The organism is Candidatus Leptofilum sp., from assembly GCF_965223285.1.
Taxonomy (GTDB): domain Bacteria; phylum Chloroflexota; class Anaerolineae; order Promineifilales; family Promineifilaceae; genus Leptofilum.
Genome location: NZ_OZ244997.1, coordinates 1,391,613 through 1,417,683, shown reverse-complemented (window position 1 = coordinate 1,417,683; position 26,071 = coordinate 1,391,613). Strand labels below are relative to the sequence as shown.

The window sequence follows — 26,071 nt, the reverse complement described above, 5'->3', positions numbered from 1 at the left end:
GTTGCTAGACCTCAACTTTGCGTGGCTGCAACTGCCGATACCGCCAAAATATTTGCCAAACGCGCCAGACAGCTTCTACCTTTACCGGCACGCTCATCTTGCTCTGACCAATGCGGCGATCCTCAAAGTAGATGGGCATTTCCAAAATTGAGAAGTTCAGCTTTTGGCAAAGATAGGCAATTTCAACCTGGAAGACATACCCATTGCTCACCACGCGGCTAAAATCAATTTCTTCTAGCACAGAGCGTCGAAACGCTTTGAAGCCAGCCGTGGCATCTTGCGCCTTGATGTTCAGAATGAGGCGAGCATAGGCATGGTTGGCCCACCAGGAAAGTAAATATCGCCACCACGACCAGCGTTCATCCACCTGGCCACCTGGCACGTAGCGCGAGCCAACCACCACATCATAATTTTCTAGCTGCTGCACCATTTCTGGAATGTATTCGGGCGAATGGGAAAAATCGGCGTCCATTTGCACAATAACGTCAGCACCCATGTCCAGGGCGACCTGAAATCCTTTAGCATAGGCCGTGCCCAAACCCAACTTGCCTGAGCGGTGCATCACGGTCATCTCTTGTGGATGTTGAGCAGCGAGCTTATCGGCCAGCTCGCCTGTGCCGTCTGGTGAAGCATCATCTACGATGATGAGGTGGCGATCTGGAAAGGGCAGGGCAAAGAGGGCGTTAGTCATATTTTCGATGTTGTCGGCTTCGTTGTATGTGGGGATTACAATGATTATCTTCACAAAAAGTTGTCCTACGGTAACGGCCGTTTGCTACCAAAACTGAAAATTAGCCGCGAATCCCCGATTATTTCGCGATAATTCGTGAATTTCGCGGCTAACAAGTTTGATCTGCCTACTGTCAATATTTTAACGATGCAGCAAAGGCAAATATGTTTTCAGTCCGTTAACGGCAAAAACAATCTCCAGCGATTCCATATTTCCATCGTAGGAATACTGGGTCTGGTTGGTAATTAACGTGAAATCGACCAAAGCAGGGTTGATCTGGACCGCGTAGCTGATGGTTACTTCCCCTTCACCTGGCACGCTGCCCATCCATTCCACCGCGTTTGCGCCACCGTTGTAGCTGGCACCTGTGCCGGACACGCTGTTAGACACGTAGGTTGTGTTGGCAGGGATGGGGCTACTGAAGGTAACAACGGCCGTTTCTGTGCCAATATTTGTTAATGTGAACGTGTAAGTTATCTCGGCTCCGGCCTCAAATGCACCGGAGGCAGTTAAGCTCGATGATTCCAGGTTGGCCGGAATCACAATATCGCCGACATACAGATCACGCTCACCGTTTACATCGCCAACAATCAAGTTGCTCGCATCTGTAGCAAAGCCAATCGTACTACAATCGGCAGAAAGGATCGACCGATGAGCACGGCCGTTGCCCATAAATGTATCGGTTCCTGTTGCCAGAAAGGTTGTGTCGGTCACCCGATCATGCACATAGACTTGCCGTTCCCCATTGTGGGCCAACGGCACCAGGTTCGTGGCCTCGGATGTAAAAGAGACAAAACGGCCGTTGCCACAAATGGCAGGGTCTCGGCTGTCTTCATTGGCCTGTACACCGGTGGAGGAAACGCTCACCATTTCAAGTTCCTCCGTCAACCGATCATACACAAAAAGATCAGGGACGCCGTTGGTATCGTTTGGCACTAAGTTGGTGGCAAAGGAGCGAAATACGATGTAACGGCCGTCTGCGGAGATAGCAGCCGGTGTACTCTTACCATTTGCCTCCCCACCCCCAACCGGTTTACTGATCAGCGTTGTTTCTTTGGTCTGTCGGTCATAAAGCATCACATCTGCATAGCCGTTGGTATCTGGCACTAAGTTCGTCGCGTTGGAAATGTACACAATGAAACGGCCGTCGTAGCTGGAAAATGCACGGGCCACGCTCCCATCGGGGAAGTCACCATTTGGTGCTTTGGTAATGCGTTCAACCACGCCCGTTTGCAAATGGCGCACATAAATTGCCGGATCGCGATCTGCGTTGCCATCTCCCTGAGCGATTGCCAAACCATTCGATGAAAAGACGACGTATTCGCCATTTGGCGTAATTTGCCCGACGCTGTTGCCATCAATTTGCCCCCCTTGCCAGGTGAGGCTCACCCGCTCCAGAGCACCTGTTTGCCAATCATACACAAAGACATCTAATCCGTTGTCCACGTAAGGCTCTCGGTTGGTATCGTTGGGAACCAGATTGGTGGCGTAGGAAATAAACGAAATGTAACGGCCGTCTGACGACACAAACGGATCAAAGCTGCGCTGATCGGCAGAATCGCCACCATAGGGAATCGTCAATTTTCGGGTAATATCTGCATCGCGGTCGCGCGCAAAAATATCTACGAAGTTAATATCCGTCTGGTCTGGTGCCCAATTAGAAACAAACGATTCAAAGGCCACAACTGAGCCATCTTCAGATAGAGAAAGATAAAAAGAGTCATGATTCCCCTCTTCTCCGCCCGTACCGACACTGACTCGCTCAAAATTGGTCACTGCTCCTAAACTGCTATTTACAAACATAACAAAGAGTAAAACCAACAAGCTACTCACTACAAAAATAATTTTTGACGAGCCTGTTCTTTCTCGCTTGGAAATTGTTAAATTATTTTTTTCTTTTGCCATTTCACTATAAATCCATCCTATCATTATTTTGCGCTGAGATTTGGCCAGGCAACCTACTTTCATTCGCAGGCTCCATCCAAAACCAAAGCATAAGATTTTACTGAAATTGAGCGGCAAAGCCACTCGCATTTTGGGATAATTTCCCTACGCATTTGCCACGGCCAACAGTCGCCCATTCTTACGGTAGTGACAACTGCACTGGCTCTCCCAATCGTTCCAGAGTCTCGCCATCATACACGCCGACTAGAAAATGGTCAGGCGTTAATTCTGGTTCCCATCCAAATTGATGTAGCTGAACAAAGTGATCGCCAGCGCGCCAACTGGCAACATCTACCGATAAACCGTCCCACTGACCAATTATTTGGCCATCGGCAGCTATGGCGTGTACAAACAGCTGCAATGGCCGTTCAGTTTCTGCTTTTACTTCCCACCGAGTGATCAATTGAATCTCATCTGTCTCAGTTACATTTGTGGTAATAAAAAGCGTTTCCTGAAGTGCCAAATAGTTCGCAAATATGTGGATGTTTGCTGCGGCGGAGGCTCTTGGCTCAGGTAGGCTATGTAACTGCTGATCTGCCACTATAATCGGCTCAGATTGGACATACGGCCGTAATTCCTCAGCAATTTGATTTCCCTCCCCTAGAACCAGATACCCACCAGACGCAGGCCACAGGAAACCATGATTATCTTGCAGCCAGCGCACCCGCAGATCATTGCTGGCCAAACCTTTGCGAATATCCTCATTAAAATCGGCTGGCTCTATGCCTAGCAGCACCAAATCGACCGAATTTTCCGTTACAGGAACCTGGTACACAAAGATGCTCCCCCCCAGCCTGGCAATCGGCTCCTGCTCGCGGAACCAGGCAAAAGCATCTCGCTGCTCGCCTAACACCACCCCATGCAGGCTAGTAACGCTCAGCGCATAAATTCCCGCTGCCGGATTTTGCGGATCGTACAGTTGACGCCCCGGTGGTGCCGCTTCTGGCGCAGGTGCCCACATGGGCATCGGCTCAAAATCTATTCCATAAGCAGAAGGATGTGCCGTGCCAAAATAGCTCAACTTTACCTGCTCGCCTGTCTGTTGCTGCCAGCGAGCCAGAGCTAGTAAATCCTGCCCCCAATCAATATTGCTGTCTGAAAGCCACCGCCACGACTGGTCTGACCCACCCGCAAGCAAATTGAAAAAGGGAATGTAGTTTGGCCAGATGAATACAGCCTGGACTGCCAGCCACACGAGCACGGTAGCTACCAGCCAGCGAGCCGGTTTGCCCCAACGCTGCACTACTTGTTGAAGGGAAACGGCCGTAAACAGCCACAAAAATGGTAGCGTGGGCAACAAATGCCGATACCCAATGTTCAAAGATGAGGTGAGACTAAACCCTGCATAAACTGCGGCGGGAGCCAGCAGGTACAGAAGATTGGTAATGTTCATTGCGGCCCGTTGGGGGCGCGCTGTAACATTGTGCATTCCGGTTCGCTGCCGCGCCTGCCATACAGCATTCAGCAAAAGCAGCATGGCAACGGCCAACAGGAGCAACGTGGGCAATGGGGTCTTCAGCAAAAAGACAATTGGAAAATAATACCACCAGCCTTCGGTAGAAACCGCACCGGCCAAATAGGCCCCGTGCGGCTGACCAAAATAGCTGATAACCCACAAGAGGTCGTCCCAAAACGCGCCACCGGGCAACGGCCGTATGGCAAAACCATTTACCGCCCAAATAACCACGCCACCAACCGCACCGATAACCAATAAAATGGTTAACGGCCGCCAACTGCGCCGCCGCCACGCCAAGAACAAGCCCATCAGCCCCAAGGTTGGCAGCAAAAGACCCGCATTAAATTTAGACACGCTTGCCAACCCTAGCCCCAACCCAGCCAAACCCAGCGCACGCCAGCCACCGTCACCTGTGGCCCACCGCCAGTAACCGTAAATTGTGAGCATAAAAAAGAGGGTCATCGCCACATCACCAGAGATGATACGGCCGTGTGCCAGCAAATTTGGATCGAATGCCAACAGCCCCATCGCCAGGAGAGCTGCCCATTTCCCTGCCAGTGCCTGCCCCCAGCGAAAGACCAGTGCCATCAAGAGCAAACTTAGCCAAATCACGGGCAGCCGCCCCAAAAAGAGCAAACGCTGTGGCTGATTGCCAAGTCGCCACATGAACATATCCCCCGCCAAAGACCAATTTCCAGCTTCCCAGACAGGTGTGCCCACAGGCAAAATCAAATCTGGCTCTGTAAGCACAGGCAGTGCCGATAGTGCGCTTGCTGCCAGCGGATGGCCCAACAAGAAGTGCGTAGCTCCTTCACGCAAATATGCCACCCCCCGAAACAGGTGGCTTTGCTCATCAACAGTAGCACTTTTTTGCAACGCACTGCTCACCATCAAGGCAAAAGCCAACAGCAAAATAACCGTAACCAGCCAGCGAAAACCAGGCAATTGGGAAAAATACGTTCTTGGACGACGGACGCTCATGAGCAAGTTTCTGTTCGCATTTGGGTATCTAACTTATTGCGAGATGGTCACAGGCTGCAAAAGAAGTCGGTCGAACCCGTCAGCGGTCAGGCGCGCTCCCGTAACTGGATCATACACGCCCATTTGCAACCAATAGTGGCCCGCTGGCAACCCTTCCAGCAAAACTGTCTGCTGTTGAAAGAACAGATCCCCTGGAAATAAGGTTTCATAAGTTGCCGCAAAAAAGTCCTTTTGGGCCACAATAGTGCCATCCTCAGCCAGGAGGTGGATAAATATTTTTCGTTCACCCACTGGATATTCACGGGTCTCAATTTCCCATGCGGTAATGATGGTAAGTTCCGCATCGTCCTGCCTGGATTGGTACCCGTGCAAGGCCATGCTATCACCATCTTCGATAAAACTGAGCGGGAGCGGCACCGGCGAGACGGCCGTCTCACTAGTGGGAACAAGCGCTGGGCTTTGGTAAACCTCGTTGGCAAACGTATTCATCCATTGCCACGCCGTTTCTGACAAATCAGCATTGAGGGCATATGCCTGCGGAACGTCAAGCCCAAAAGGTGCCGACAGGCTCGGTGGCAATGGGGTGGAATCATGAATAAACCACCAAGTCTCCCCCTGGGGCACAACCAAGCTGGAACGCGCATCAAACCAACGACGGTGCACTGTATTGGCACCAAAACTACTGCGAATTTCCGGGCTAACATGGGTATAGCTACCGTAACCTGATAATGCCACGGGGATAAGTTGACGTTCTTCAGGCAAAGTAAATGTGAGTCGGAAAAGGGGATAAGCAGAACGCCAGGGATTCAACGCGCCTGGGTAGGTATTGATAATTGAAATAAGACCTACCAGAAAAATGACGGCCGTATTCAAAACTGGCTTAACCCGATAAAGAGACGGCTCCAGGGCAAAAAGAGCCATTGCCGGTACGGGATTAATCAGCCAGCGGGTGCCAAAACCAAACCCGCCAAAACTGTGCGTTCGGAATACAAAATAGGCTAAATACAGCAAGCTGGCCCCAGCATACGCCCAGGCCAGATGGCGTGTTCGCATATTTGCAGCTTGAACCGCCCTCACCAAGCCATACAAGAACCAAAGCACAATTGGGTAAAATGAAAATAAGCCCCGGTCACCCACCAGTAAATGAAAGGCATATTCTCCAACATTGCCCGACACGCGATGTCCACCTGGATTCGTTAGAAAGGCAGAGCCTTCATAATCGTAGCCTTGGGTAAACAGTTGGGGTGGCAGCGGTGTACCGGTGATTTGAAAATTTAGATAAATGGTAAGCAACCCCGGAATCAGACCACCAAGAAAAAAGTAAACGGCCGTTCTCCGGTAAACCAACAGCACATAGATAAAAATCCCTATCAGGTAAATTCCTGCCGACAAATCTACCGTGCCAGCCAAGGTTACGGCAAAACCAGCTAGCCCCAACTGAAGCGGCGTTGGATTTTGGTTTACGAGCAAAACGTAAATCGCCACAAAAATGCCCGCTGATGACAATATGTGGTTGGAAAACACCGTACTGTATGGAAAAAGCGCGGTGCCTAAGCCAAGTACGGCCGTAAAAAGCAAGCTAGACCAATTGGCAAACCCACGCCGTCGGGCCAGACGGTATGTTAATGCCAAAATGATCGTGGCTGGCGTACTCACCAGCAGCAGCACCAAAAAAAAGTGAGCCCAGCTTACCTCATCCAGTTCTAAAATTGCCCGGCAATTTGTCTCCAGCAAGTCTGGGATACACTCCTGCCACGTCAGCGTTTGGCCAAAACCATGATGCAAAACAGCATAAACACCTGCCCCCAAAAATGAAAGGATAGGTGGTTTTGTAGAATAAAATTGACCATTCACCTGAATCTTATCCAGCGTGTGGTCAAACGAAGAGCCGTCGATGACCCAGGTGCCTCGATGCACCAACGACTCAATGGAAGCCATGCGGGAGGCCTCATTGGTGGAGTAGGCGCGGCTGTGGATGAATAAAATCCACACAACGGTAAAAGCAAGAATCACAACCCAGGTTAAATCGTTGGGTATCTTCGTTTTTGTGTCAGAATTCGTCATAGACCGATGATTTTAACGAAGTTTCAGGAGATTTAGCAAACCTCTGAAAGTTGTTTGAAAACCGTAGGGCGATTTCTCTGAGGTTTGCCAAAGTAAAAGCCAACGCCTCGCTCAATCTAATTCAAAGTGCCATTAGGCTTTTACACAACATACAGATTGACAAAGGATCACGGCTCTTGTATCTTCCTCGACCATGAAAAATCGTCGTCTATGGTTGTGGCGTGTAAGTGGGGTTACGGCCGTTCTAATCATCATTCTGCTCACAGATGCAATTCCGTTCCTGCGCGGGCCACAGCCTGACAGTTCTGTTTGGCATTGGCCTTACCAACTGCGGCCGTTTTCCCGCTGGTGGTTGGCTATCTTGGCCGGGGCTGCATTTTTGGCAGTGCTGGGGCTGTGGTTGCGGCAGCAAACAATGAAGCGGTGGCAAACGGCCGTATACTTAATGCTCTTTTTTGTTTGCTGCGTGGCAATGCAATGGGGGCTACTCTATGCAGACCGGGCCGAACCTCTGGCTGAGTTGGTAGACCGCACCCTGGCAGTTAAAACCAACGGCTATTACTGGACCGCTGCCAATCTGGATGACGTAAACGCCACTTTGCAAGACTACCCCACCGCCATGCCCCAATTTGAATCTGACCACGCCCGGACCCACCCACCGGGCCTGGTTCTGCTCAACTGGTCCACAATTCAACTGCTGCAAAGTACGCCCAATCTGGCACAAGGGCTAGCCCAGCGCATTACGCCGCAGCGGTGTACCGACCTGTGGCTGCTGGATCAACCAGCTGCGACCGTTGCGGCCCTCGGCGTTTGGGCCGTTCTCCCCATGATTCTAGCGGCGGCATCCATCTTCCCCTCCTATTTTGTCGCCAAAATTCTCGCCGCCAATCAACACACTGCCAAACTGAGCGCAGTCATCATCGCCCTTCCAGCCTTGCTCATCTTCGCTCCCCTCTCAGACCAGCTTTTTGGCTTGCTTACCGTGTTGATTGTTGGAACGTTCCTGTTGGGCTGGCAGCGGCAAAGTGGCGTTTGGCTCTTTGTATCGGGGTTACTTTTATCATTCACCTCCTTCTTGTCCGTTGGCAACGGCGCACTTTTGGGTGTTTTGGGTATTTATGGCCTCATCACAATGTGGCAAATGCAGTGGCCAATCCGCCAATATTTGCTGCCTACAGCCGCTTTTGGTGTAGGCACCAGCCTCATCTGGCTAATTTATTGGTGGGGATGGCAGGTTGCTCCGTGGGAAATTGTGCAGGTTGGGCTGGCGCAGCATTATGAGCTGGTAACGGCCCAGCGCAGCTACGCCACCTGGCTGCTGTTCAATCTGGTTGATGTGGTAATTTTTACCGGGATTCCCGTTGTGACTGCATTTATTGGCGCGTTAATGATGGCTACGCGCAATCTCAGGCGGAAACGGTTAACGCAGGCGCAAGTTTTAACAGTGAGTACGGCCGTTCTCCTGCTCATCCTCAACTTTTCTGGCTCGACACGGGGAGAAGTCGGCCGCATTTGGCTATTCCTCATGCCCTTGCTGGTGCTCTCTAGCACCATCTGGCTGGCAGATTGGCTACCCAACTGGCGTTGGCAATGGCTTTGGGCAGCGGCCCAAGTAAGCTGGGCGATTGCGCTTGGCCTTAGCTGGCGCCCCGTCGGTGCCACCATCGTCACTGTCAATCAACCCACAATCCCACCTTTGCCCACTGATGCAGAAACCAGGAACGTTTTGCTTGGCGACCAAATTGAGCTGACGCAATTTGCTTTGGCACAATCAGCAAGTGTCCTCAATTTAACATTGGTTTGGTATGCTGAAAATCCGACGGTACGGCCGTACACCGTCTTCAATCACCTGCTAGACCCACAAGGCAATCTGGTGGCCCAGGCCGACGGCTGGCCTGTCAATGGCCAGTGGCCACCCACCTGCTGGCAAGATGGCCAGCCAGTGGTCGATCAGCACCAAATCTCTTTGCCACCAAACCTCCCCCCCGGCAGCTACACGCTTTACACCGGCCTCTACGATGCCCGCGACAACATCCGCCTGCTCACCCCAACAGGTCAAGACGCTATCTTCATCGGACAAATTGAGCTACCATAAGTATAGGCACTTGGGAGTTCAGAGTGCACTGGATCATCACCCAATTACCGCTAATTTTCGTGTTAATTCGCGTAAATTCGGTGCAAAATCAGTAGAACCCCGCCCACCCGCATAGGTTTATCTAGGCAATTGAATAGTAGTGAGAACGGCCGCTTCCCCCAAATTAGCCAGCGTCGGTAAATGATAAAACCCGGTCTGCACCATGTACCTTCCCGGCGGCAAATCGGCAGGCAGTTGGATTGTGTAGGTATCCTGAACCAGCTCCCCCAGCTGCCAAACGGTGGTTGGGTATCCTTCCGGCGGACGATCTAGCTGGGCTACCAGATTGCCTTCCGCATCCAGTAAATGCACAAAGGCGGTGTATTCGCGCGTCATTTCTGCCAACGCTTGCCAGGCCAGCGTCACCCGCACCTGGTTCTCTTTCACCTCGGCACGATACCCGGTCAACGCGATTTTCTCTCCCCAAAAGGCCTCCCGTGTTTGAAATCCGTTCAGACGCGCTGCCTCGGCCGGTACAAAAAACGGTGTGACATCAGTCAACGGCTCGCCCGCCTCACCCGCCGGAAATGCAGTTTGCAAACGATCCATGGTTTCTGGTGTAGACGGCCGTACCAAATACACCACTGGCTCACCTGTAAACCCCAGCGGCAGCAGCTCCCCGGTGCCGCTAAAGCTGCGAATATCGTCTGGTTCTGCCAGGGCAAAAAAGATCGTAGCCATCTCCTCTTGGGTTGGTGTCAGGTAAACGGCCGTACGCTCTCCTTGTGCCGCGGCTAACTGCCCTAACTCCCAATCTGGCAGGTAAAAATCGGTGGCAAGCTGAGGATGGCTGGCGTAGCGGCCAAAATAGTCGCGCACGGTGAAGGCAAGGCTGACAGCGAACAGTAAACAGTAAACAGTAAACAGTAAACGGTATCTAACAAGCGACTGATTGATTACTGAAAAAAGCCAGACAGCCCCCACGGACACCAAAATCGCAATCGGTCCGGCCGCGCCAGTCATGCGGCCAAAGTGGGGAGCGTCGCCGCTCATGATGGTGGGGAGCAGCATCACCAGCAGCCACAGCAGCAAAAAAACGGTGCGCGGGTTTAGCTTTTGGCGCACAGTATGCACCACGCCCAACGTAAAAAAGATGGCCTGGATGGGGTCAAGATACGGCCGTCCCGGTAAATTATGCCGAAAATGAGTCTCCCCCTGCCAGTAAAGCCCGCGAACAACGCGCCCTACATTCAGCAGCCAGGTCAGCAGCGGCTGATCGGCCACCGTCCCCCGCCCCCGATTGGCCACGTAAGCAATGCGAAAGACAAAAAAGTAAGGGTATCGCCAGAAGAAAAGCAGAATTGGCAAGGCAGTTAAAAGCGAAACGGCCGTCATGCCGCCCACATTCCACACATTGCGGCGCAAACCAGACCAATCCTGCCACGCCCAAAACGGTACAAACAGCACAAACAGCAGCGGAAACAGCCGCGCCGCCGCATAAATGTAAATGCCAAGCCCCAGGAAGAAGCCCGCAAGCAAAAATGATAAGGTGACATGGTGACGGGGTGACGGGGTGATCTGGCTTAGATTATAAGCCCGCCAGAAGAAGATGATGGTGAGCATTTCTACGGGAACAAAAACCATTGCTCGCAGGCCAAAGCGACTAAAGTGAATGGCAGGCATTAAAATTGCCATGAAAAATGCCGCCAGCAAGGGAATGTGAGATTGGAGATTGGAGATTGGAGATTGATTGCCGTTTTTAGGCACTGTGGCCAGTTTCAACGCATCTTGCGCCACCGTACCACTGGGCTGCTGCAGTAATTCCCTGGCAGCGAAGTAGGTGAGCATTACCGCCAGCACGCCAGCCAACGCTGGCACCAAACGAAGGGCAAAAGGCGTTGCGCCAAACAGCCAAATCGAGACGGCCATCAGGTAGACGTGCAGCGGCTCACGGCCGTAATTTCCCTCAAAAAAGATCGGCCAGCGCGTTGGTTCCGGGCGATTGTCGCCGTGGGCTTCTTGGGCATACAGCTCCCACCCTTCATAAAATTGGGGGAACAGTTTGCCCTGCACCAGCGAGAGCGCATCTAGGCCGTTGTATGCCTCGTCGTGGTACAGACCGGGCGGGAAGCTATCTAGCTGCCATAGCCGCAAAAAAGCGGCCAGCAGCAAGATTAGCAACAGCAAAACAGGCTGGCGGTTGCGATTCATCGGCCAAGCTCCAGCGTAGCGATGGGGGCAAAGTCTGCGCCATCTGGCGTAAGCCAGCGGCTGCCCGTTGCTGGGTCATACAGCCCTACGCGCAAATCGTAAGCACCGGCGGGAAGCTGCGGGGGCAACGCAATTTCGTGCTGCTGCCACAGCAGATCGCTCGTGTGCCATCCTTCCCAGGCAATGTCTAAACCATCCCACTGGGCCACAATCTGCCCGGACGCATCCAGCAAATGAACGTAAATTTTCAGCGACACGGGGCCAGTTTGATTATGCCAACGGGTCGTCAACCGGATAACGTCAGGATGTTGCACCAATTCTGTGTCAGCAAGCAGATCGATTTTGTTGCCAGCGAGTATAAAGGGATGGGATACGGCCGTGTTCACCTCAACATCTTGCAGCGAATAAAATGCGTAGCGGTCATGGTGGGCAATAAGTTCGGCTTCAACCTCCCAACCTGCCCCAAAATCAGACGCGACCACCAGCCAAAATGCGTCTGCGGCAGGCCACAAAAAGGCGTCTGGACTGACCAGCCAGTGCGGAATCACCTGGTTGGTTTGGAAGCGGGCAAAATCTTCTGGCGCAATCTCATCTAGCTGAACACCCGCCAGCACCACGTCTGTCGGTTCGCCACGCGGTGACACTTCGAACATGAAGATGCTGTAGCCAATTTTATCTATCGGCTCTTTGTCGCGAAACCAGGCAAAAGTATCATGATTGGCAAAGTGGACGCCTTGCAGCATCGTAGCACTAATGGCATAAACGCCGGGGGCGGGATCATGCGGATAAAACGGCCGTGCCTGCGGGTTCATCAGTCGCGGTGGAAAGCTGGCTAGCCCGGTAAAGTTGATGTTGTAGGTGGACAGCCGTCCTTCGCCAAAATAACTCAGCCAAACATGATCCACCCCGTTTTCTACCATCCACTCCTGCAAACCAGCCAAATCCTGCCCCCAATCCAGGTTGCTGTCCACCAAATACCGCCAGCCACCGTCTGGGCCACCCGCAAACACGTTGAAAAAGGCCAGGTGATGAGGATGTAGGATGACGGCCGTCCCCCCCAGCCAAATTACCAGCCCCACCAAAACCGCCGGACGCAGCCCGAACTTGGGTAGCCAAGCCAGCATCGCAGCCACAAACACAAAAAAGTAAGGCAATACAGGCAGCAAATGCCGATAGCCCAGGTTAATGTCGGTTGTCAGGGCAAAGCCAAAGTAGCCAAGTGGCGGAATGAGCAGAGCCGTCAGCGTCAGCCAACGGCCAGCCAACTTGCGTCGCCACGCCAACCAGAGCAAGCCAACTGTTGATCCCAGCAGCAAAATCAACATTGGTAGTGGCGTTTTCAGCAAAAAAGCAATCGGGAAGTAATACCACCAGCCGCTATCTGAGTAGCTGCCAGCTAAAAAGGCAGGCGTGCTTTTTTGCAGCCGCCCCCCAATATCCAAAAGCTGTTCCAAATGACGCGACAGCGGCAAAGTGAGGCCAGAAAGCTGCGGCAGCGTGGGTAAACTGTCTGGCAGCGTGCCAATCTGGAAGCCATAGGCCACCCACAGCGTTAAAAATGCAGCCAGCGGATAGGCAACCAGCAACATGATCAGTGGCGATTGTCGGCTAAAAAGTGCAGGTTTTGGCGTAGTTTGCCGCCACCACTGAATAAGCGTGATGAGCATCACAAGGGCAAATAGCGGCACAAACAGCCCAGCTGTAAATTTTGTGTTTTGCAGCAGACCAAACCCCACTCCCGCCCAAATGGCTCGCGACCAAGACGGCCGTTTACCAAACCGCCACAGCAAAAAACCAGCTAAAAAAGCAAAGGTCATCAGGCCAAAATCAGTGGTTGCGAGACGGCCGTGTGCCAGCAGATTTGGATCAAGCGCGGCCACCGACAAGGCCAGCAAGGCCGCCCAACGCCTGCCGCTAACTTCCCGCGCCCAGCGGTAGACTAACGCCAGCAGCAGCAGCCCCAGCCATACAGTTGGCAACCGCGCCAAAAACATCACGTGCGTCACGTCATTGCCAATCTCCCACAAAAACAGCTCTGAGGGGCGATGAAAGTTGGGGAGCTGCCAGGAGGGATCGTCTACGGGAAGCTGCACAGAATCGTCGGCAGCAAGGAGTGAGGCGTTGAGGGCGTTCAAACCAAGCGGGTGTCCGACACGCATCCACTGGTTTTCACCGCGCAGGTAGCCCAAGCCGCGCGTGATAAAGCCTTGTTCATCGAAGGTAGGGCCAAGTTGACTGAGGTTAATAATGGAGAGGGCAAAAAACAAGAGGAGAACGGCCGTTTCCAGCCATTTTCCCTTACGCCACACCAGCCCATTTTTCATGCCCACATCCATCACAAAACAAAGGTGACTGGCACTCACTAGCACCAGCCACCTTAAAAAATCAGACGCCGATTCCCTTCAACTAATCAAGACGCGTAACTTGGTAATAATCATAAAACCAAATTGAAGGTTTGTACTCATCTGTAGAAGCGAATACCCCAAAATATGGCTCGTTGATATATGTTGTGTCGCTAAACGTCCACTTGAGCGCACCATCCAGGTAGAACTGAACGCCGCTGTTTCGCACCTCAATTCGATACGTGTGCCATTCCAGCGAGGGGCCATTAGACAAAATGGGATCCACATCCACCGTGGGGCCAATGCGCTTGATGGGGCTGCCGCCACAGGTTGGGCACCAAACCAGGCTGTTTACCTGCTCATGCAGCAGCTTCAGCGGCCCGTAAAAGATAAAGTTAAAGTTGTAGAAATGGTTGAAGCAGTTGTCTGTTTGGTACACATTGCCAATTTCAGGGCAGGCATCACCATTCCAGTCGCCGCCAAATACAGCACCGCCAGAAACCAGATTCGAGGCATCATGCACCCGCGCCCGAAACTCGATGGCGTAAGGCGGTTCCGGTGCTGGCTTGAGCGGGCTGCCAATCAGCCAATCCCAACGGTCCGCTACGATGATGATAAGGTTGCCCGCCTCACTACCTGAACCGTACCGAACGACAGTTTCCTCCAGGTAAGTCATGCGGCGCGTGGGCACCCAGCCGGAGGTGTCGTTGTTAAAGTCATCCCGGTAGCCACCAATCACCATGACAGAGTCTGACCAAGGGCCATTGTAATCGGGATAGACGGGTCGCACACGGTAGTAGTAAACATTGTTAAATGAAAGCGGCGTATCAAATTGATAAGAATCGACATCGCCCACCGTAATTTCATCTGCAATCATCACAAAATTGGGGTCTTGTGATTCCTGGATGATGTAACCTGTAGCCCCAGATACTTTATCCCAGGAAACTGTCCACTGATTGGACGAGTTGGGTAAAGAGACTTCAATCTTGAAGGTGGTAAAAACTATCGGCAGATACGTAATATTGCTGGAAATCACGCCAGTGGCACTAATCGCATCAGTCGCCGTGATGGCATCTGAGCTGAGTGTGTTCTGTTGTGATGCGGATATGGCAGAAACGGCCGTTCGCTCTGCATCTGCCGACATAAACCCAACGGCCGAAAAAATAACCAATACGGCCAACATGAAGCTAAAAACAATCACACCTTTTCGGGATGATTGATTTTGATTTTTTCCAAAATACATAGAGAGTGCCCTCCGAAAAATTTTTGTGACAAACGTGTGGAATAATAGCGATGGTGCTATCTTTCGTCAAAGAAAAGTGACGTTAACCAAAGACGATCTTCGGAACCGTTGTCCAAGCGCAGTCGCTCGTTGGTGCCTCGCAGGTACAAACCCAAAAAAAGATCGTATGGTTCTGTCGCTTCAGAAATTTCTACAGACAATTCATGCCGCTGTAACACAATATCCCCTGAATGCAAGGTAACTGGAGCCGCATCAAAGCCGTCGTGCTGCGCTATAATTTGCTCTGCACCATCTACTAGGTGCATAAATGCGGCCAAATTAGATGGCAACGCCTGTTCTACCCGCCAAAGGGTGTAAGCTACCAGTGCCTCCCCCTCTGTTGGTGGCAAAATCTCATAACCCATTAAGGTAATTTGGTTATTAAAGCGAATTGGCTCAACGGGCTGCAACCCTGGCGGCGATGTGGCCAGGTGGTAAATGGCAAATGATGGCACGTTTTCACTGCGGAATGAGGGCACCCTGTCAATGCCTGCCATTTCTAACAAGTCGGGTGCAAGGGCGGCAAATTCAGGGACGTAAAAACGGCCGTTTCCCCCCTCTGGCCATACAATTGCTCCCGCTGAACCTTCCCCTGTTTGCACCCAGCGGGCTTGCGGATTATGCCCCAAATTGCGAATGAGTGAATCCCGGTCGATTGGCTCAAAAAAGGCTTCGGCAACTACTAAATGCCCGTCTGGATCAGATTGCCAATGGCGAGCCATGTCTAGTAAAACCGTCTGGTAATGGTTCAAGCGCGTGGTTTCTGCCTGCGCCCAGGTTATAAAGCCTTCATTCACGGTGCGGTAGCTGTTGAAACCCACCAGTGCCAATAGCAACAGCCACAGGGCTGGCCGCACGGCAGTTTCTTGCCGGGAGGTTGCCCACTCGTAAACGGCCGTTCCCGCCAGCGCAGGCAGCAAATACACCACGGGCAACGCTCCCACCAGCCGCACCGTGCTGGGTGCCTGTGGCGTTACCGCGCTGGGAATTAGTCCTACCGTCAGCCAAACGAGCGCAAAAGCATAGCGGGGCTGTCGCCAACGCCACAAGGCAATGAGCAAACCCGCGTAGAAGAAAACGGCCGTGCCCCAATCAAACAGCGGCCGCCCCGGCAAGCTATACGTCCAGCGCGGATCGCCCGTAAAGCTAAACACGCCCAATGTTTGCATTGTGGTCTGCAAAATTGGCTGGAAATCTCCATTTTGCAACGCTGCCAGCGGCCCCAGCAGCTGATCCACCCGCTGCTGCAAAGTGGGGTCCGCCCACAAGGTCAAAAACAGCGGCAGCGCCACCATAACCGACATGCCCAAAGCAAGCAAAGCCGCTTTGGCAAATTTGAAACTCTCCGCGCTTTTGCGCCTTTGCGTTAAAAAATAGTAAATCGCCAACAACAGTGGAATGGCAAACACCACCCGTGCTCCGGTGTAGCTGTAGAGGCTTAACCCCAAAAACAGCCCTGCCAGCAACGGCCGTTTCGGCCAAAACCAGGCAAAAATTAGCAGCAGCACCGGCTCCAAAATGGGGCGAATGCCCACGCGGCTAAAGACAATCGGCCACCAGCTAACTGCCAAACCGATACCTGTGAGAACGGCCGTACCTACCCCAAATTCCCGCCGCGCCCAGCGAAGCGTGAGTGCCACCAGCAGCAGTCCTAGCGTCACCGCAGGCACTCGTATCGAAAGCACATTGTCGCCCAACAACACCTGAAATGGCACAGAAAAATAGTGGTAGAGCGGCTCATGGCCAAACCCCTCGCGGAAAAAGAGGGCATGGTAGCCACCACGAATAAATTGCACGATGTCGGCGTTGAGCACCTCATCCTGGGCCAGACCCGGCGGCACGTCGTGCAGCATAAACAGGCGAAAGATAGCGGCGACGAGGAGAACGGCCGTTCCCCACCACACAAATCCCGTTTTTATAGAGAGTTTAACGGAGGTCATAAATATAGATTGAATACCCGATCCGATCCGTCGGCTCATGCTCGCGGAACCAGCCGTAAACATTACGTGGGGCCCAATTGACTTCCAATAGGCTGCTGACGCTAATTGCATACAGACCCGGCTCAGGATTTTCAGGATTAAAAGGTGGATTGGTCCACAAAGGCCAAAACTCAGGACGGGGATAGCCAGGCATCGACTCAAACTCAATATGATAATAAGCCGGATCGGCCGTACCGAACCAGCCCAGTCGCACAGACGGTTCCTCATGTTCGGCCAGCCACGCCTGCAAGCGCAGCAAATCCTGCCCCCAATCGTTGCTGCTGTCCGCCAGTATCGTCGCGCCGTTGGCGGGGCCACCCGCCGCCAGGTTGAAAAAGCTCAGATAGTGTGGGTGTATGAGCAAGCTGGGTAGCAAAATGCCAGCAGCCAAGATCAACGTCACAGCGGAACGGCCGACCGACTGTTCATCAAACAACGTTGGCAACCCACTCACGCCCACCACAATCAGGGGCAAAATCGGCAGCAAATGGCGGTACCCAATATTGATCCCGCTAATGATGCTAACACCAAAGTACAAAATGGCCGGGATGAGGAGATAGAGCAGCCTGCGGCGGCTGGGCGGCCGTTTCCAACCCAGCCAACCCAAACCCAGCAAGCCAACCAGCAAAACCAGTGGCGTCTTCACCAAAAAAGCCACCGGGAAAAATAGCCAAAAGCCGTCAGTAGACGTCTCGCCCAGTAAAAACGCTGCCCTCCCCCCGCGGCTCACGTTCACAATTTGGTCAATCCCTGCCCAAAAGGTGGGCATCGGCCCGCTAAATTGGTTCAACTCGGCCAACATCTCCGACGGAAAGCGAAACGCCCCCCACTCAAAACCAAAAATGGCCCACACCACCACCACAGAAATGGCACCCGCACCCAGCAGCTGCAACAACCGCTGGCCCACGCCTCTGAGCCAGCCTGATTTTTTGTTAAATATTGGCAGCCAGGCCACCGCCACCAAGATGGGTACAAAGGTCAGCATAGATAGCTTACTGCCAAAGGCCAGGCCCAGCCCCACGCCCGCCGCCAGCAGTCGCCGCCACTGCCAGCCTGGCGCTTGCCACAGGCACCACACCAGCAGCAGAGCCAACGTCATGAACAGCGTCCCGCCCAAATCTGTAGTGATGAGACGGCCGTTTGCCAAAATATTCGGTTCAAAAAGCAACAGAAAAAATGCCAGGTACGCAGACGGCCGTCCCCAAAATGCCCTAGCAAAATGGAAACCCACCAAAGCCAGCCCCAACGTCAGGAACACAATGGGCAGTCGTCCCAAAAAGATCAGCTGCGTCACATCCTGCTCGGTCTGCCACAAAAACTGCTCAGCAAAGATGTACCAATATACATCCGGCGGCTGCAACAGGGTCCAGCTTGGATGGTTTAGCGGCAGTTCCAAATCGGGCAGCAGCAGCAAGGGCAAGCCGCTGAGGCTGTTTACCAGCGGCGGATGCTCCAAACTGAGCCGAGGGTCACCCGTCTGTACAAATGCTGCCCCCCGCGCCAGATGATTTTGCTCATCCATCGTGGGGCTGTCGCTGACCATGCTGTCCAGAGCCAGGAAGAAAAATAGCCAAACGGCCGTAATCACAAGCCCCAAACGCGCCAATTTGTTACCCAGAATTTTCATAGATGGCTGATTATAAGAGATGGCAGCACCGGGGCAAAACAGATAGAATTTCGCGATGCGAAAACATCTCGGCACTATCCTCAAAATCGGCATTACGCTGTTGGCGTTGCTGTACGTTTCTACCCGAGTTGATTTTGCAGATATTGGCCAGCGGCTGCTGCAAGCTAAGCCTGGCTGGGTGGTGATGGGCTTTGTGCTGGTTAACAGCAGTCTGGTGGTACGGGCGTTTCGCTGGCGGCTGCTGCTGCAAGGAATCGGTGCACCCATCAAATTTGGGCGACTGGTTTCGCTTTACTTTGCGGCCAACTTTTTCAACTCCGTGCTCCCCTCTGGCTTTAGCGGCGACGTGGTGCGCGCCGTGGAAGCCGCGCAAGACGTGCCGGCAGAAACGGCCGCAGGCACCGTCCTGGTCGACCGGGCGACAGGGCTACTGGCACTGTTCATGATTGGGCTGGCCGCGCTGCCATTCCGGCCAGACAATTTTTCGCAAACGCTATTTTGGCAAACAACGGCCGTTTGCCTTATCGGCCTCATCGGTGGGTTTGCTGTGCTAGAAGGGCGGCTCGTACATCTTTTTGGCCGCTGGGTGCCAGCCCGTTTGCGGCCAGCTTGGGCCAAAGTAGCGGGGGTCATTACGGCCGTACAAGCGTGTGGCTGGACGGCCGTTTGGCAAGCCATCGGCGTCTCTATCCTCTTCAACTTTATGCAGATTAGCTGGTTTGCGGCGGCGGGGCTAGCGTTAGGCTACCAGGTGCCATTCAGCCACTACATTCTGGTCATTCCCTTCCTCTCCATTGCCATCTTGCTTCCCTCCATTGGCGGATTGGGAATTCGCGAAAGTCTGGCCCCCGCCCTTTTTGCCAGTGCGGGGCTGGTCGGCGAACAAGCCGTAGCACTGACCTTACTCGTTTTTGCTATCGAGCGGCTCTCTGGCTTTCTAGGCGCACCGATCTACATTTTGGGTACATTACGCCGGAGTGGTAGCCGCCAAGTTTAAAATTTTCTCCATTGGGTTGACAAATAACCTGGCACCCGCTTAAATTCAACTGATCCGTGTCCGATCATCCATTTTGATTTAGACAAACCGCATCTAACTTGGGAGAGAACGATGCCAAAAGAGAGAAGTTGTTCTTTGCTGCTTCATAGTGCCAATTGAAGCCGGAGAAAGGAGAAGTGCCATTTCCCAAGTTAAAAAGATATAGCCAACCCTGTTTGTTCAAAACATGGAGCTTTTCAGCTCCAAATATTGCCGGTTCAACATAAAACATAGAAGAAAAATTGGAGTAAACAATGCAAAAACACCTCAAGCCAACAATCATGCTGCTGCTCACAGGGTTTTTAGGGCTTGTTGTCTTAAGTTTCTGGCAGGTTAATTTTGCCAGTGCTAATGGCGACCCCGACGCCACACGGCCGTCTGGCAACCAAATTGTGACACAGCTTACCCTCGATCTGTCCTGCGAAAGCGGCACTTTAACTATAGAAAACTTGTCTGATGTGCCTGGCGAAGAAGCAATTCGCATCATCGTTCTCAGCCAATACTTCATTATTACAGTCCCTTTAGAAGCATTTGAAACGGTAGAAATTCCGCTGGATTACGTCGCTTTGGGCATTCCGTTCCCATTGACAAACAGTATTCGCATTGGCGCACAATCCAACGATATGAAGGTCACTGGCGAACTTGGCCCGTGCGACGGCCCACCGCCAACGCCAACCAGCACCCCAACCAACACCGTGGTACCACCAACCCCAACAGATGTGCCAACAAACACGCCAGTACCACCAACAAACACGCCAACGAACACACCAGTACCACCGACGGCTACCAACACACCAACAGCCACAAACACGCCACCGCCGTCAACCACACCAACCAACACTCCGGTACCACCGACGCCAACAAACACACCAGTACCACCTACAAACACCCCAGTGCCACCGACCCCAACCAACACACCAGTACCGCCCACAAATACACCGGTGCCACCAACACCAACGCCAACGATTCCGGCAGAACCTTGCTTGAATCTTTCCAAGACGCTGGATGGGCCATTCCGCACCTCGGATGATCTATTCCTGTCCGATGGCATCATTCCGGTTGCAGTTCAGGGCGAAAACAACGGGGATGAAGAGAATTTATTCTACTTCTTGATCACCATTGAAATTGAAAACTGTGGCGGTACGGAACTGACGAACGTTGTTGTGGAAGACACCTTCAGCAATGAAGCACAACCGTTCGAAACAGATGATCCAGGCAATGTTACAATTCTGCCAGTTTCAGACCCATTCGATGGCATGGTTAAAGAAAGTCTCACCTGGAATGCTGGCAATATCGCTATTGGAGATACTGCCGTACTTAACATCATGGTCGGCACTGAGTTTAACTCTGCTGGGTTATTAGAACCGACCAGCTTTGGTCAATCAGTTTTCTACAACGGACAAGATGATGGCACAGGTAGTGCAATTGTAACGGCAGATGGTGGTATAACAGCTTCTGTTGGCGCTATGGAAGTTACGATTGGCGATGAAATTAGCTGTGTTGGGTCAGAAGGTGAATGGGATTCACTCGTGTTTACCTCTGGACCAAATGTAAGCAACCATGACAAATGTGCAGAGGTTGTTACAGGTCTGCCCATTTTGTTCACGGCAACAGCCCCGTAAAGTCTAAACCTGGCTATTGCCTATCTAGATGTAGATAAAAAAAGCCCTGTGGGATGCAAATCTCACAGGGCTTTTGATTTGGTTTGTCTGCGGAACGCCGGAGCGGATAAACTAAAAGAGGCGAACTTCCACCCAATCCCCAGCCAGCAGCCCCCCTTTGTTGAGCGGCACTTTAATCAGCCCATCGGCATTGACGAGGGTGTAGATGAGGTTGCTTTTGCCAAAAACCGGGGTGGCCAGCAAACCTTCAGGGCCATCTGCCAAACGGGCAGGCACATAATCTTCACGACCAGTTTCACTGGCAATATTTTGGCTAAGCTGTGCCCATACCAGCCCCCGGCGCGGCATCTTTTTGACGCCTTGCAGATGGTAAATGGCTGGTACGCCGAACATATCGAACTGCACCATTGCCGAGACGGGGTTGCCGGGTAAACCTAAAACAGGTTTGCCTTCTACTACGCCAACAATGGTGGGCTTGCCTGGGCGCGTGGCAACGCCATGCAACAGCACGCCGGGGCTGCCCAGGCGGTCAATCACCTGCACGGTCATATCGCGCACACTCACCGAGGAGCCAGCAGACATGACAAGCATGTCGGTTTCGGCCAGCAGATTGGCAGCGGCCGTTTCCAGCGTGGCAAACTCATCAGGGATAATGCCCCCCAGAATGGGTACCCCACCCGCCTGCTCCACCAATCCGGCCACGGTGTAGCTGTTAATATCCCGAATTTGGCCGGGTGCGGCCGTTTCTTTTGGGGCAATCACCTCATCCCCCGTGGCCAAAATGCCCACGCGCGGGCGGCGCACCACGTCTATAGATACAATCCCCAACGCCAGCAAGCCACCCAGGTCTTGCGGCCGTAGAATATGACCCTGTGGCAAAATTTCGGCTCCAAGCGGCACATCCTCACCCACTTGCAGCACGTTTTGCCCCACGGCCACAGATTTCAGTACCTCAATCTCAAACGGATAGGCGTAATTGCCGCTTACCGATAACTGAACACCGCTCACCGTCTGGGTCTGCTCTATTTGCACGACGGCATCGGCCGTTTCGGGAATCATGCCACCCGTGTGAACAATTGCCGCCTGACCAGTGCCGAGCGTGACCTTGGCAGGTTGGCCCATCGGCACCTCACCCACCACCTGCAAAAAGGCGGGGAGGCTTTCTGACGCGCCGAAGGTGTTGGCGGCGCGGACGGCGTAACCATCCATCGTGCTGCGACGAAATTGTGGCAGCGCGTGGGGGGCAGTGACGGCCGTTGCCAACACACGGCCGTTTGCTTCAGGGGTGGGTACTGTTTTGCTGGGCAAGACGGCTGTCAGATGCTGAAATAACAGCTCACGGGCTTCATCAGGGGGGAGGACGTTAAAAAATTCGGGCATACGCCTAGTGTATCAAACTGGGGGCTGAATGATCAAAGCGGGATCAACTGGGCAAAATGTGCCCGCTGTCGGCGGGAAGCCAATGCCAATAGCGGTGCCAAAGGTGAGAACTGCCGTTTGGGCTGCTCCAGCCTGACTCAATCCAGCCGCCGCCCCATCGTGCCACAGAGTGATAGAGGCACCCTTCCCCAATCGCCGACGCAAACCCTCGTTAAGAAATTGATGCAGATTGGGGGTCAGGTGTTGCATACGGCCGTAACACCCCCAATCTTCCGGGCGCGGCTGGCCATTCAGCAAGTAACAGGCCAGGCTGATGGCCATATTCTGGCTCAGTTGGTGCTGGGATTCGGCCGTTTCTTGCCACGTCGCTGCCAATAAATCCAGCAGCCACTCCGAAAATTGGGCAATTTCGGCTAACTCCTGGCTAGGGAAAAGCACATCGTCGCAGGGGGACGGCACGCTTGGGAGCAGCGTGATTTGTGCCAATCTACCCTTTTTGTAATAAGCTACGCCGCGCTTGACGGCCGTCTGTCCAAAATCAAAAATCAACATCACCTCGGTGTTAGGTGGTGCTGTCCGGGCCAAACCCAACAGCGGTAGATGACGGCCGTATGGAGCCAGTTCTAACCGGAACTCTGGGAATCCATTTTGGTGAATCAGTTTATGCGCCAGCGGAACGGTCATTTGCCCCAGATTCCCCGAAAGCAATCCGCCGCCCAGCCAAACCGCCTCAATTTGCCGCCAAAATGCCCAATGCGCGGGCTGCCAATCGGCTCGCGCCTGCTGGTTAATCGCGTCGCCGCGCTTCAACGTTAGCAGCAAATACGCGAGTGAACGGCCGTACTCCTCGGCGATTTTTTGGGCAGCAGAGCGGATTTGAGAGGAAACGGCCGTTAGGCAAGCGTCAAATTTTTCCAATAGGTCGGGATCGTTGGCCGCAAGCTGAAGCGGGTTAGCAAAATCTTGCACGCGCTGGCGCAAAGCAAAGCTGGAAAGCAGCTCAAAGGCGCGCTTTCCCTTCACCCACGCTGGCACAGCCACACCCGGCAAATCCATGATCCGCACCTGATTCATGGACGGGCTAACTGGAAACGGCCGTTGCAAAAAGGGATTTTTCATAAAGAGCAGCCAAAGGTTACACATGCCACTTGCAACCCATACTTCGCTCCTGCCTCAATCAACGTTCAGCCACGCCCAGCCGTTCATTGAGCAGATGGTCTTTTTCCCACCAGAGGTCACGCACCCAGGCGTGAAACGCTTCGCGGAATGGCTCATCATTTTGGTAATCTTGGTTGCGAAATTCGATGGGAATCGGCCGTTTCTGGATGATCACCTCAACTTCCTTTAGCTCACCCCGGATGAACGCCCACGCGTCCGGCACGCCTTGCGGATAGATAATCGTGACATCCAGCATGGTTTGAATTTGGTCACCCATTGCGCCCAGGACAAAGCCAATGCCGCCTGCTTTTGGCTTGAGCAAATGCCGATACGGTGACTGCTGCTTTTTGTGTTTAGCGGGGGTGATACGCGTCCCTTCCATGAAATTCATGACGGAAACAGGTGTGGTTTTGAACCGCTCACACGCCTTGCGAGTTGTTTCCAAATCCTTGCCGCGCAATTCAGGATTGCGGGCAAGTTGTTCTTTGGAATATCGCTTCATGAAGGGAAAATCGAGTGCCCACCAGGCTAAACCAATGATGGGAACCCAAATCAACTCTTGCTTGATGAAAAATTTGAGGAATGGAATTTTTTTATTGAAAACGTGCTGCAACACAAAGATGTCTACCCAAGATTGATGATTACAGACGACGAGATACCAATCATCATAACTCAACCCCTCCAGACCTGTAACCTGCCATTTGGTGCGTTGGGTTAACCACATCCAGCCACTGTTGCCGCTAATCCATGCCTCGGCTAACCAAATGGCAATTTGGGTACATCGCCTGCGCCACGCCCTGATGGGAACGAGCAGCTTAGCCATGGCCACCAGGTATAAAATGGGGCACCAAAACAGAGTGTTTACGGCAATGACTATTGAAGCCACACCACCAATGATGGGGGCTGGCAAAAAATTCAGCATTTTAATTTGCTCCCTTTGAGATTGTCTTCCGTTTTTACTTTATTCGGCGTGTAAGGGTATCGCAAACGGCCGTACTTTCCAACTAAAATTTGGGAACGACAATAGGGTCAGACCCTCGAACTGTCTTATGCTAGCGGCAATGTAAATGTAAAGCAGCTGCCCTGACCCTCGCCATCGCTAACGGCCGTTAACTCCCCACCCATGGCCCGCACCAAATGGCGGGAAATCGTCAACCCAATACCAGTGCCGCCGCTGGTGCGCGAGCGGGATTGGTCTACTCGGTAAAACCGCTCAAAAATGTAGGGAAGGGAGTCCACCGGGATGCCCAAGCCGTCATCTTGCACGCTAATTTCGGCAAAACGGCCATTTTCCAGCACAGTCAGCCACACCTGCCCACCTTCTGGCGTGTAGCGAATGGCGTTGCCTACCAGGTTAATGAGCACCTGCGCCGCCCGATCCACATCTGCCAATGCCAAAACCGAATGAGCAGGCGGAGAAATCTGCAAGCTGATCTGCTTGCTCTGTGCCTGAATGGCAAGCTGCGCTGTCACCCGCTGCACCAATTGGGCCACATCCACCCGTTGAAAATCCAGCTTGAACTGCCCCGATTCAATGCGAGACAAATGTTGAATGTCGTCCACCAGCCGACTGAGGCGATCCGCCTCCTGGCTCATCCAGGCAAAGGTCTCCTCGTTGGCCGGGAACAGGCCGTCCATCAAGCCTTCCAGGTACCCTTTTAAGCCAGCTAGCGGCGTGCGTAGCTCGTGGGCGATGTTGCCCAGCAAAGCAACCCGCTGCTGCTCTACTTCTTCCAGCGTGGCGGTCATCTGGTTGAAGCTGGTTACAAGTTTGGCCATCGCCTCGCCGCTGCTTTCTGGCACGGTGACGCGCTCGTCGAAACGGCCGTCGGCAATGCGCTGGCTGCTGTCGGCCACCTGCCGCAAGGGGGCAATGATGGTACGCCACAGCAAAAACGAGGAGAACATCCCGGCGGCAATGGCCCCTAGCGCGGCAAACAGCACCGAAAACAAAACCGCGTTGCGAAAGGCAATGGTAAGATCGGCTTCAGTTTGAAGAAGGGTGTCGGGATTTTGCACCAGGGCTTGCAGCAACGGCCGTAAAACCACCGGCGCACTGTTCAAAATAATGATGCGCGTGGCCAACATCATGATGCTCACACCCACCAGTGCCACCAAAAATTGGGAACCAATCAGTCGCCAGCGGAGTCTCTTGTACCAGGGCATTCTTCCTCGCAAAAAGGAG

16 protein-coding genes are annotated in these 26,071 nt (G+C 53.1%); 3 read left to right on the top strand and 13 right to left on the bottom strand.

Going from position 1 to position 26,071, the window contains the following annotated elements; genetic code table 11:
* Positions 1–4: 4 nt before the first annotated feature.
* The 4 genes from ACOQPU_RS06585 to ACOQPU_RS06570 all read right to left on the bottom strand — a co-directional run bounded on the left by ACOQPU_RS06585 (position 5) and on the right by ACOQPU_RS06570 (position 7,175).
* Complete coding sequence (locus ACOQPU_RS06585) at positions 5–745, bottom strand: polyprenol monophosphomannose synthase (protein WP_420644330.1); 741 nt, start codon at positions 743–745, stop codon at positions 5–7.
* 126 nt (positions 746–871) lie between these two features.
* Positions 872–2,506: a hypothetical protein gene (locus tag ACOQPU_RS06580; RefSeq protein ID WP_420644329.1), complete on the bottom strand. Its 1,635-nt coding sequence runs from the start codon at positions 2,504–2,506 to the stop codon at positions 872–874.
* Positions 2,507–2,813: 307 nt separating this feature from the next.
* Positions 2,814–5,111 carry an ArnT family glycosyltransferase gene (locus tag ACOQPU_RS06575; RefSeq protein ID WP_420644328.1) on the bottom strand — a complete coding sequence of 766 codons (2,298 nt, stop codon included), beginning with the start codon at positions 5,109–5,111 and terminating at the stop codon, positions 2,814–2,816.
* 33 nt (positions 5,112–5,144) lie between these two features.
* A complete protein-coding gene (locus ACOQPU_RS06570; RefSeq protein ID WP_420644327.1) occupies positions 5,145–7,175 on the bottom strand; it encodes a hypothetical protein in 2,031 nt (676 codons plus the stop codon).
* A 193-nt stretch (positions 7,176–7,368) separates the two neighbouring features.
* Between ACOQPU_RS06570 and ACOQPU_RS06565 the strand changes: the two genes are divergently transcribed.
* A complete protein-coding gene (locus ACOQPU_RS06565) occupies positions 7,369–9,270 on the top strand; it encodes a hypothetical protein (RefSeq protein WP_420644326.1) in 1,902 nt (633 codons plus the stop codon).
* A 117-nt stretch (positions 9,271–9,387) separates the two neighbouring features.
* Here the strand turns inward: ACOQPU_RS06565 and ACOQPU_RS06560 are convergent, their stop codons facing one another.
* From ACOQPU_RS06560 to ACOQPU_RS06540, 5 genes are all read right to left on the bottom strand, one after another.
* A complete protein-coding gene (locus tag ACOQPU_RS06560; RefSeq protein ID WP_420644325.1) occupies positions 9,388–11,460 on the bottom strand; it encodes an ArnT family glycosyltransferase in 2,073 nt (690 codons plus the stop codon).
* Positions 11,457–13,784 (bottom strand): ArnT family glycosyltransferase, encoded by a 2,328-nt coding sequence (locus tag ACOQPU_RS06555; RefSeq protein WP_420644324.1) that lies wholly within the window; start codon positions 13,782–13,784, stop codon positions 11,457–11,459. The genes ACOQPU_RS06560 and ACOQPU_RS06555 overlap by 4 nt, the downstream gene beginning before the upstream one ends.
* 82 nt (positions 13,785–13,866) lie before the next feature.
* Positions 13,867–15,045 (bottom strand): hypothetical protein, encoded by a 1,179-nt coding sequence (locus ACOQPU_RS06550; protein ID WP_420644323.1) that lies wholly within the window; start codon positions 15,043–15,045, stop codon positions 13,867–13,869.
* A 56-nt stretch (positions 15,046–15,101) separates the two neighbouring features.
* Positions 15,102–17,063 carry an ArnT family glycosyltransferase gene (locus ACOQPU_RS06545; protein WP_420644322.1) on the bottom strand — a complete coding sequence of 654 codons (1,962 nt, stop codon included), beginning with the start codon at positions 17,061–17,063 and terminating at the stop codon, positions 15,102–15,104.
* Positions 17,011–18,690 (bottom strand): ArnT family glycosyltransferase, encoded by a 1,680-nt coding sequence (locus tag ACOQPU_RS06540; RefSeq protein ID WP_420644321.1) that lies wholly within the window; start codon positions 18,688–18,690, stop codon positions 17,011–17,013. Before ACOQPU_RS06540 ends, ACOQPU_RS06545 begins: the two co-directional genes overlap by 53 nt.
* Before the next feature lie 55 nt (positions 18,691–18,745).
* Between ACOQPU_RS06540 and ACOQPU_RS06535 the strand changes: the two genes are divergently transcribed.
* Positions 18,746–19,687, top strand: a complete 942-nt coding sequence (locus ACOQPU_RS06535; RefSeq protein ID WP_420644320.1) for a lysylphosphatidylglycerol synthase transmembrane domain-containing protein — start codon at positions 18,746–18,748, stop codon at positions 19,685–19,687.
* 293 nt (positions 19,688–19,980) lie between these two features.
* Positions 19,981–21,348, top strand: a complete 1,368-nt coding sequence (locus ACOQPU_RS06530) for a hypothetical protein (protein ID WP_420644319.1) — start codon at positions 19,981–19,983, stop codon at positions 21,346–21,348.
* 111 nt (positions 21,349–21,459) lie between these two features.
* Here ACOQPU_RS06530 and glp read toward each other — a convergent pair whose 3' ends face one another.
* The 4 genes from glp to ACOQPU_RS06510 all read right to left on the bottom strand — a co-directional run bounded on the left by glp (position 21,460) and on the right by ACOQPU_RS06510 (position 26,052).
* Positions 21,460–22,728 (bottom strand): gephyrin-like molybdotransferase Glp, encoded by a 1,269-nt coding sequence (glp, locus tag ACOQPU_RS06525; protein ID WP_420644318.1) that lies wholly within the window; start codon positions 22,726–22,728, stop codon positions 21,460–21,462.
* A gap of 12 nt (positions 22,729–22,740) precedes the next feature.
* Positions 22,741–23,847, bottom strand: coding sequence for a hypothetical protein (locus ACOQPU_RS06520; protein WP_420644317.1), 1,107 nt, complete (start codon positions 23,845–23,847; stop codon positions 22,741–22,743).
* Positions 23,848–23,905: 58 nt separating this feature from the next.
* Positions 23,906–24,808 (bottom strand): acyltransferase, encoded by a 903-nt coding sequence (locus ACOQPU_RS06515; protein WP_420644316.1) that lies wholly within the window; start codon positions 24,806–24,808, stop codon positions 23,906–23,908.
* A 125-nt stretch (positions 24,809–24,933) separates the two neighbouring features.
* Positions 24,934–26,052 (bottom strand): sensor histidine kinase, encoded by a 1,119-nt coding sequence (locus tag ACOQPU_RS06510; RefSeq protein ID WP_420644315.1) that lies wholly within the window; start codon positions 26,050–26,052, stop codon positions 24,934–24,936.
* Positions 26,053–26,071: the final 19 nt, after the last annotated feature.

Coding starts and splice junctions, on each gene's coding strand:
- ACOQPU_RS06575 (WP_420644328.1), bottom strand. CDS start 5,111: ATGAGCGTCCGTCGTCCAAGAACGTATTTTTCCCAATTGCCTGGTTTT.
- ACOQPU_RS06570 (WP_420644327.1), bottom strand. CDS start 7,175: ATGACGAATTCTGACACAAAAACGAAGATACCCAACGATTTAACCTGG.
- ACOQPU_RS06565 (WP_420644326.1), top strand. CDS start 7,369: ATGAAAAATCGTCGTCTATGGTTGTGGCGTGTAAGTGGGGTTACGGCC.
- ACOQPU_RS06560 (WP_420644325.1), bottom strand. CDS start 11,460: ATGAATCGCAACCGCCAGCCTGTTTTGCTGTTGCTAATCTTGCTGCTG.
- ACOQPU_RS06555 (WP_420644324.1), bottom strand. CDS start 13,784: ATGAAAAATGGGCTGGTGTGGCGTAAGGGAAAATGGCTGGAAACGGCC.
- ACOQPU_RS06550 (WP_420644323.1), bottom strand. CDS start 15,045: ATGTATTTTGGAAAAAATCAAAATCAATCATCCCGAAAAGGTGTGATT.
- ACOQPU_RS06545 (WP_420644322.1), bottom strand. CDS start 17,063: ATGAGCCGACGGATCGGATCGGGTATTCAATCTATATTTATGACCTCC.
- ACOQPU_RS06540 (WP_420644321.1), bottom strand. CDS start 18,690: ATGAAAATTCTGGGTAACAAATTGGCGCGTTTGGGGCTTGTGATTACG.
- ACOQPU_RS06535 (WP_420644320.1), top strand. CDS start 18,746: ATGCGAAAACATCTCGGCACTATCCTCAAAATCGGCATTACGCTGTTG.
- ACOQPU_RS06530 (WP_420644319.1), top strand. CDS start 19,981: ATGCAAAAACACCTCAAGCCAACAATCATGCTGCTGCTCACAGGGTTT.
- glp (WP_420644318.1), bottom strand. CDS start 22,728: ATGCCCGAATTTTTTAACGTCCTCCCCCCTGATGAAGCCCGTGAGCTG.
- ACOQPU_RS06520 (WP_420644317.1), bottom strand. CDS start 23,847: ATGAAAAATCCCTTTTTGCAACGGCCGTTTCCAGTTAGCCCGTCCATG.
- ACOQPU_RS06515 (WP_420644316.1), bottom strand. CDS start 24,808: ATGCTGAATTTTTTGCCAGCCCCCATCATTGGTGGTGTGGCTTCAATA.
- ACOQPU_RS06510 (WP_420644315.1), bottom strand. CDS start 26,052: ATGCCCTGGTACAAGAGACTCCGCTGGCGACTGATTGGTTCCCAATTT.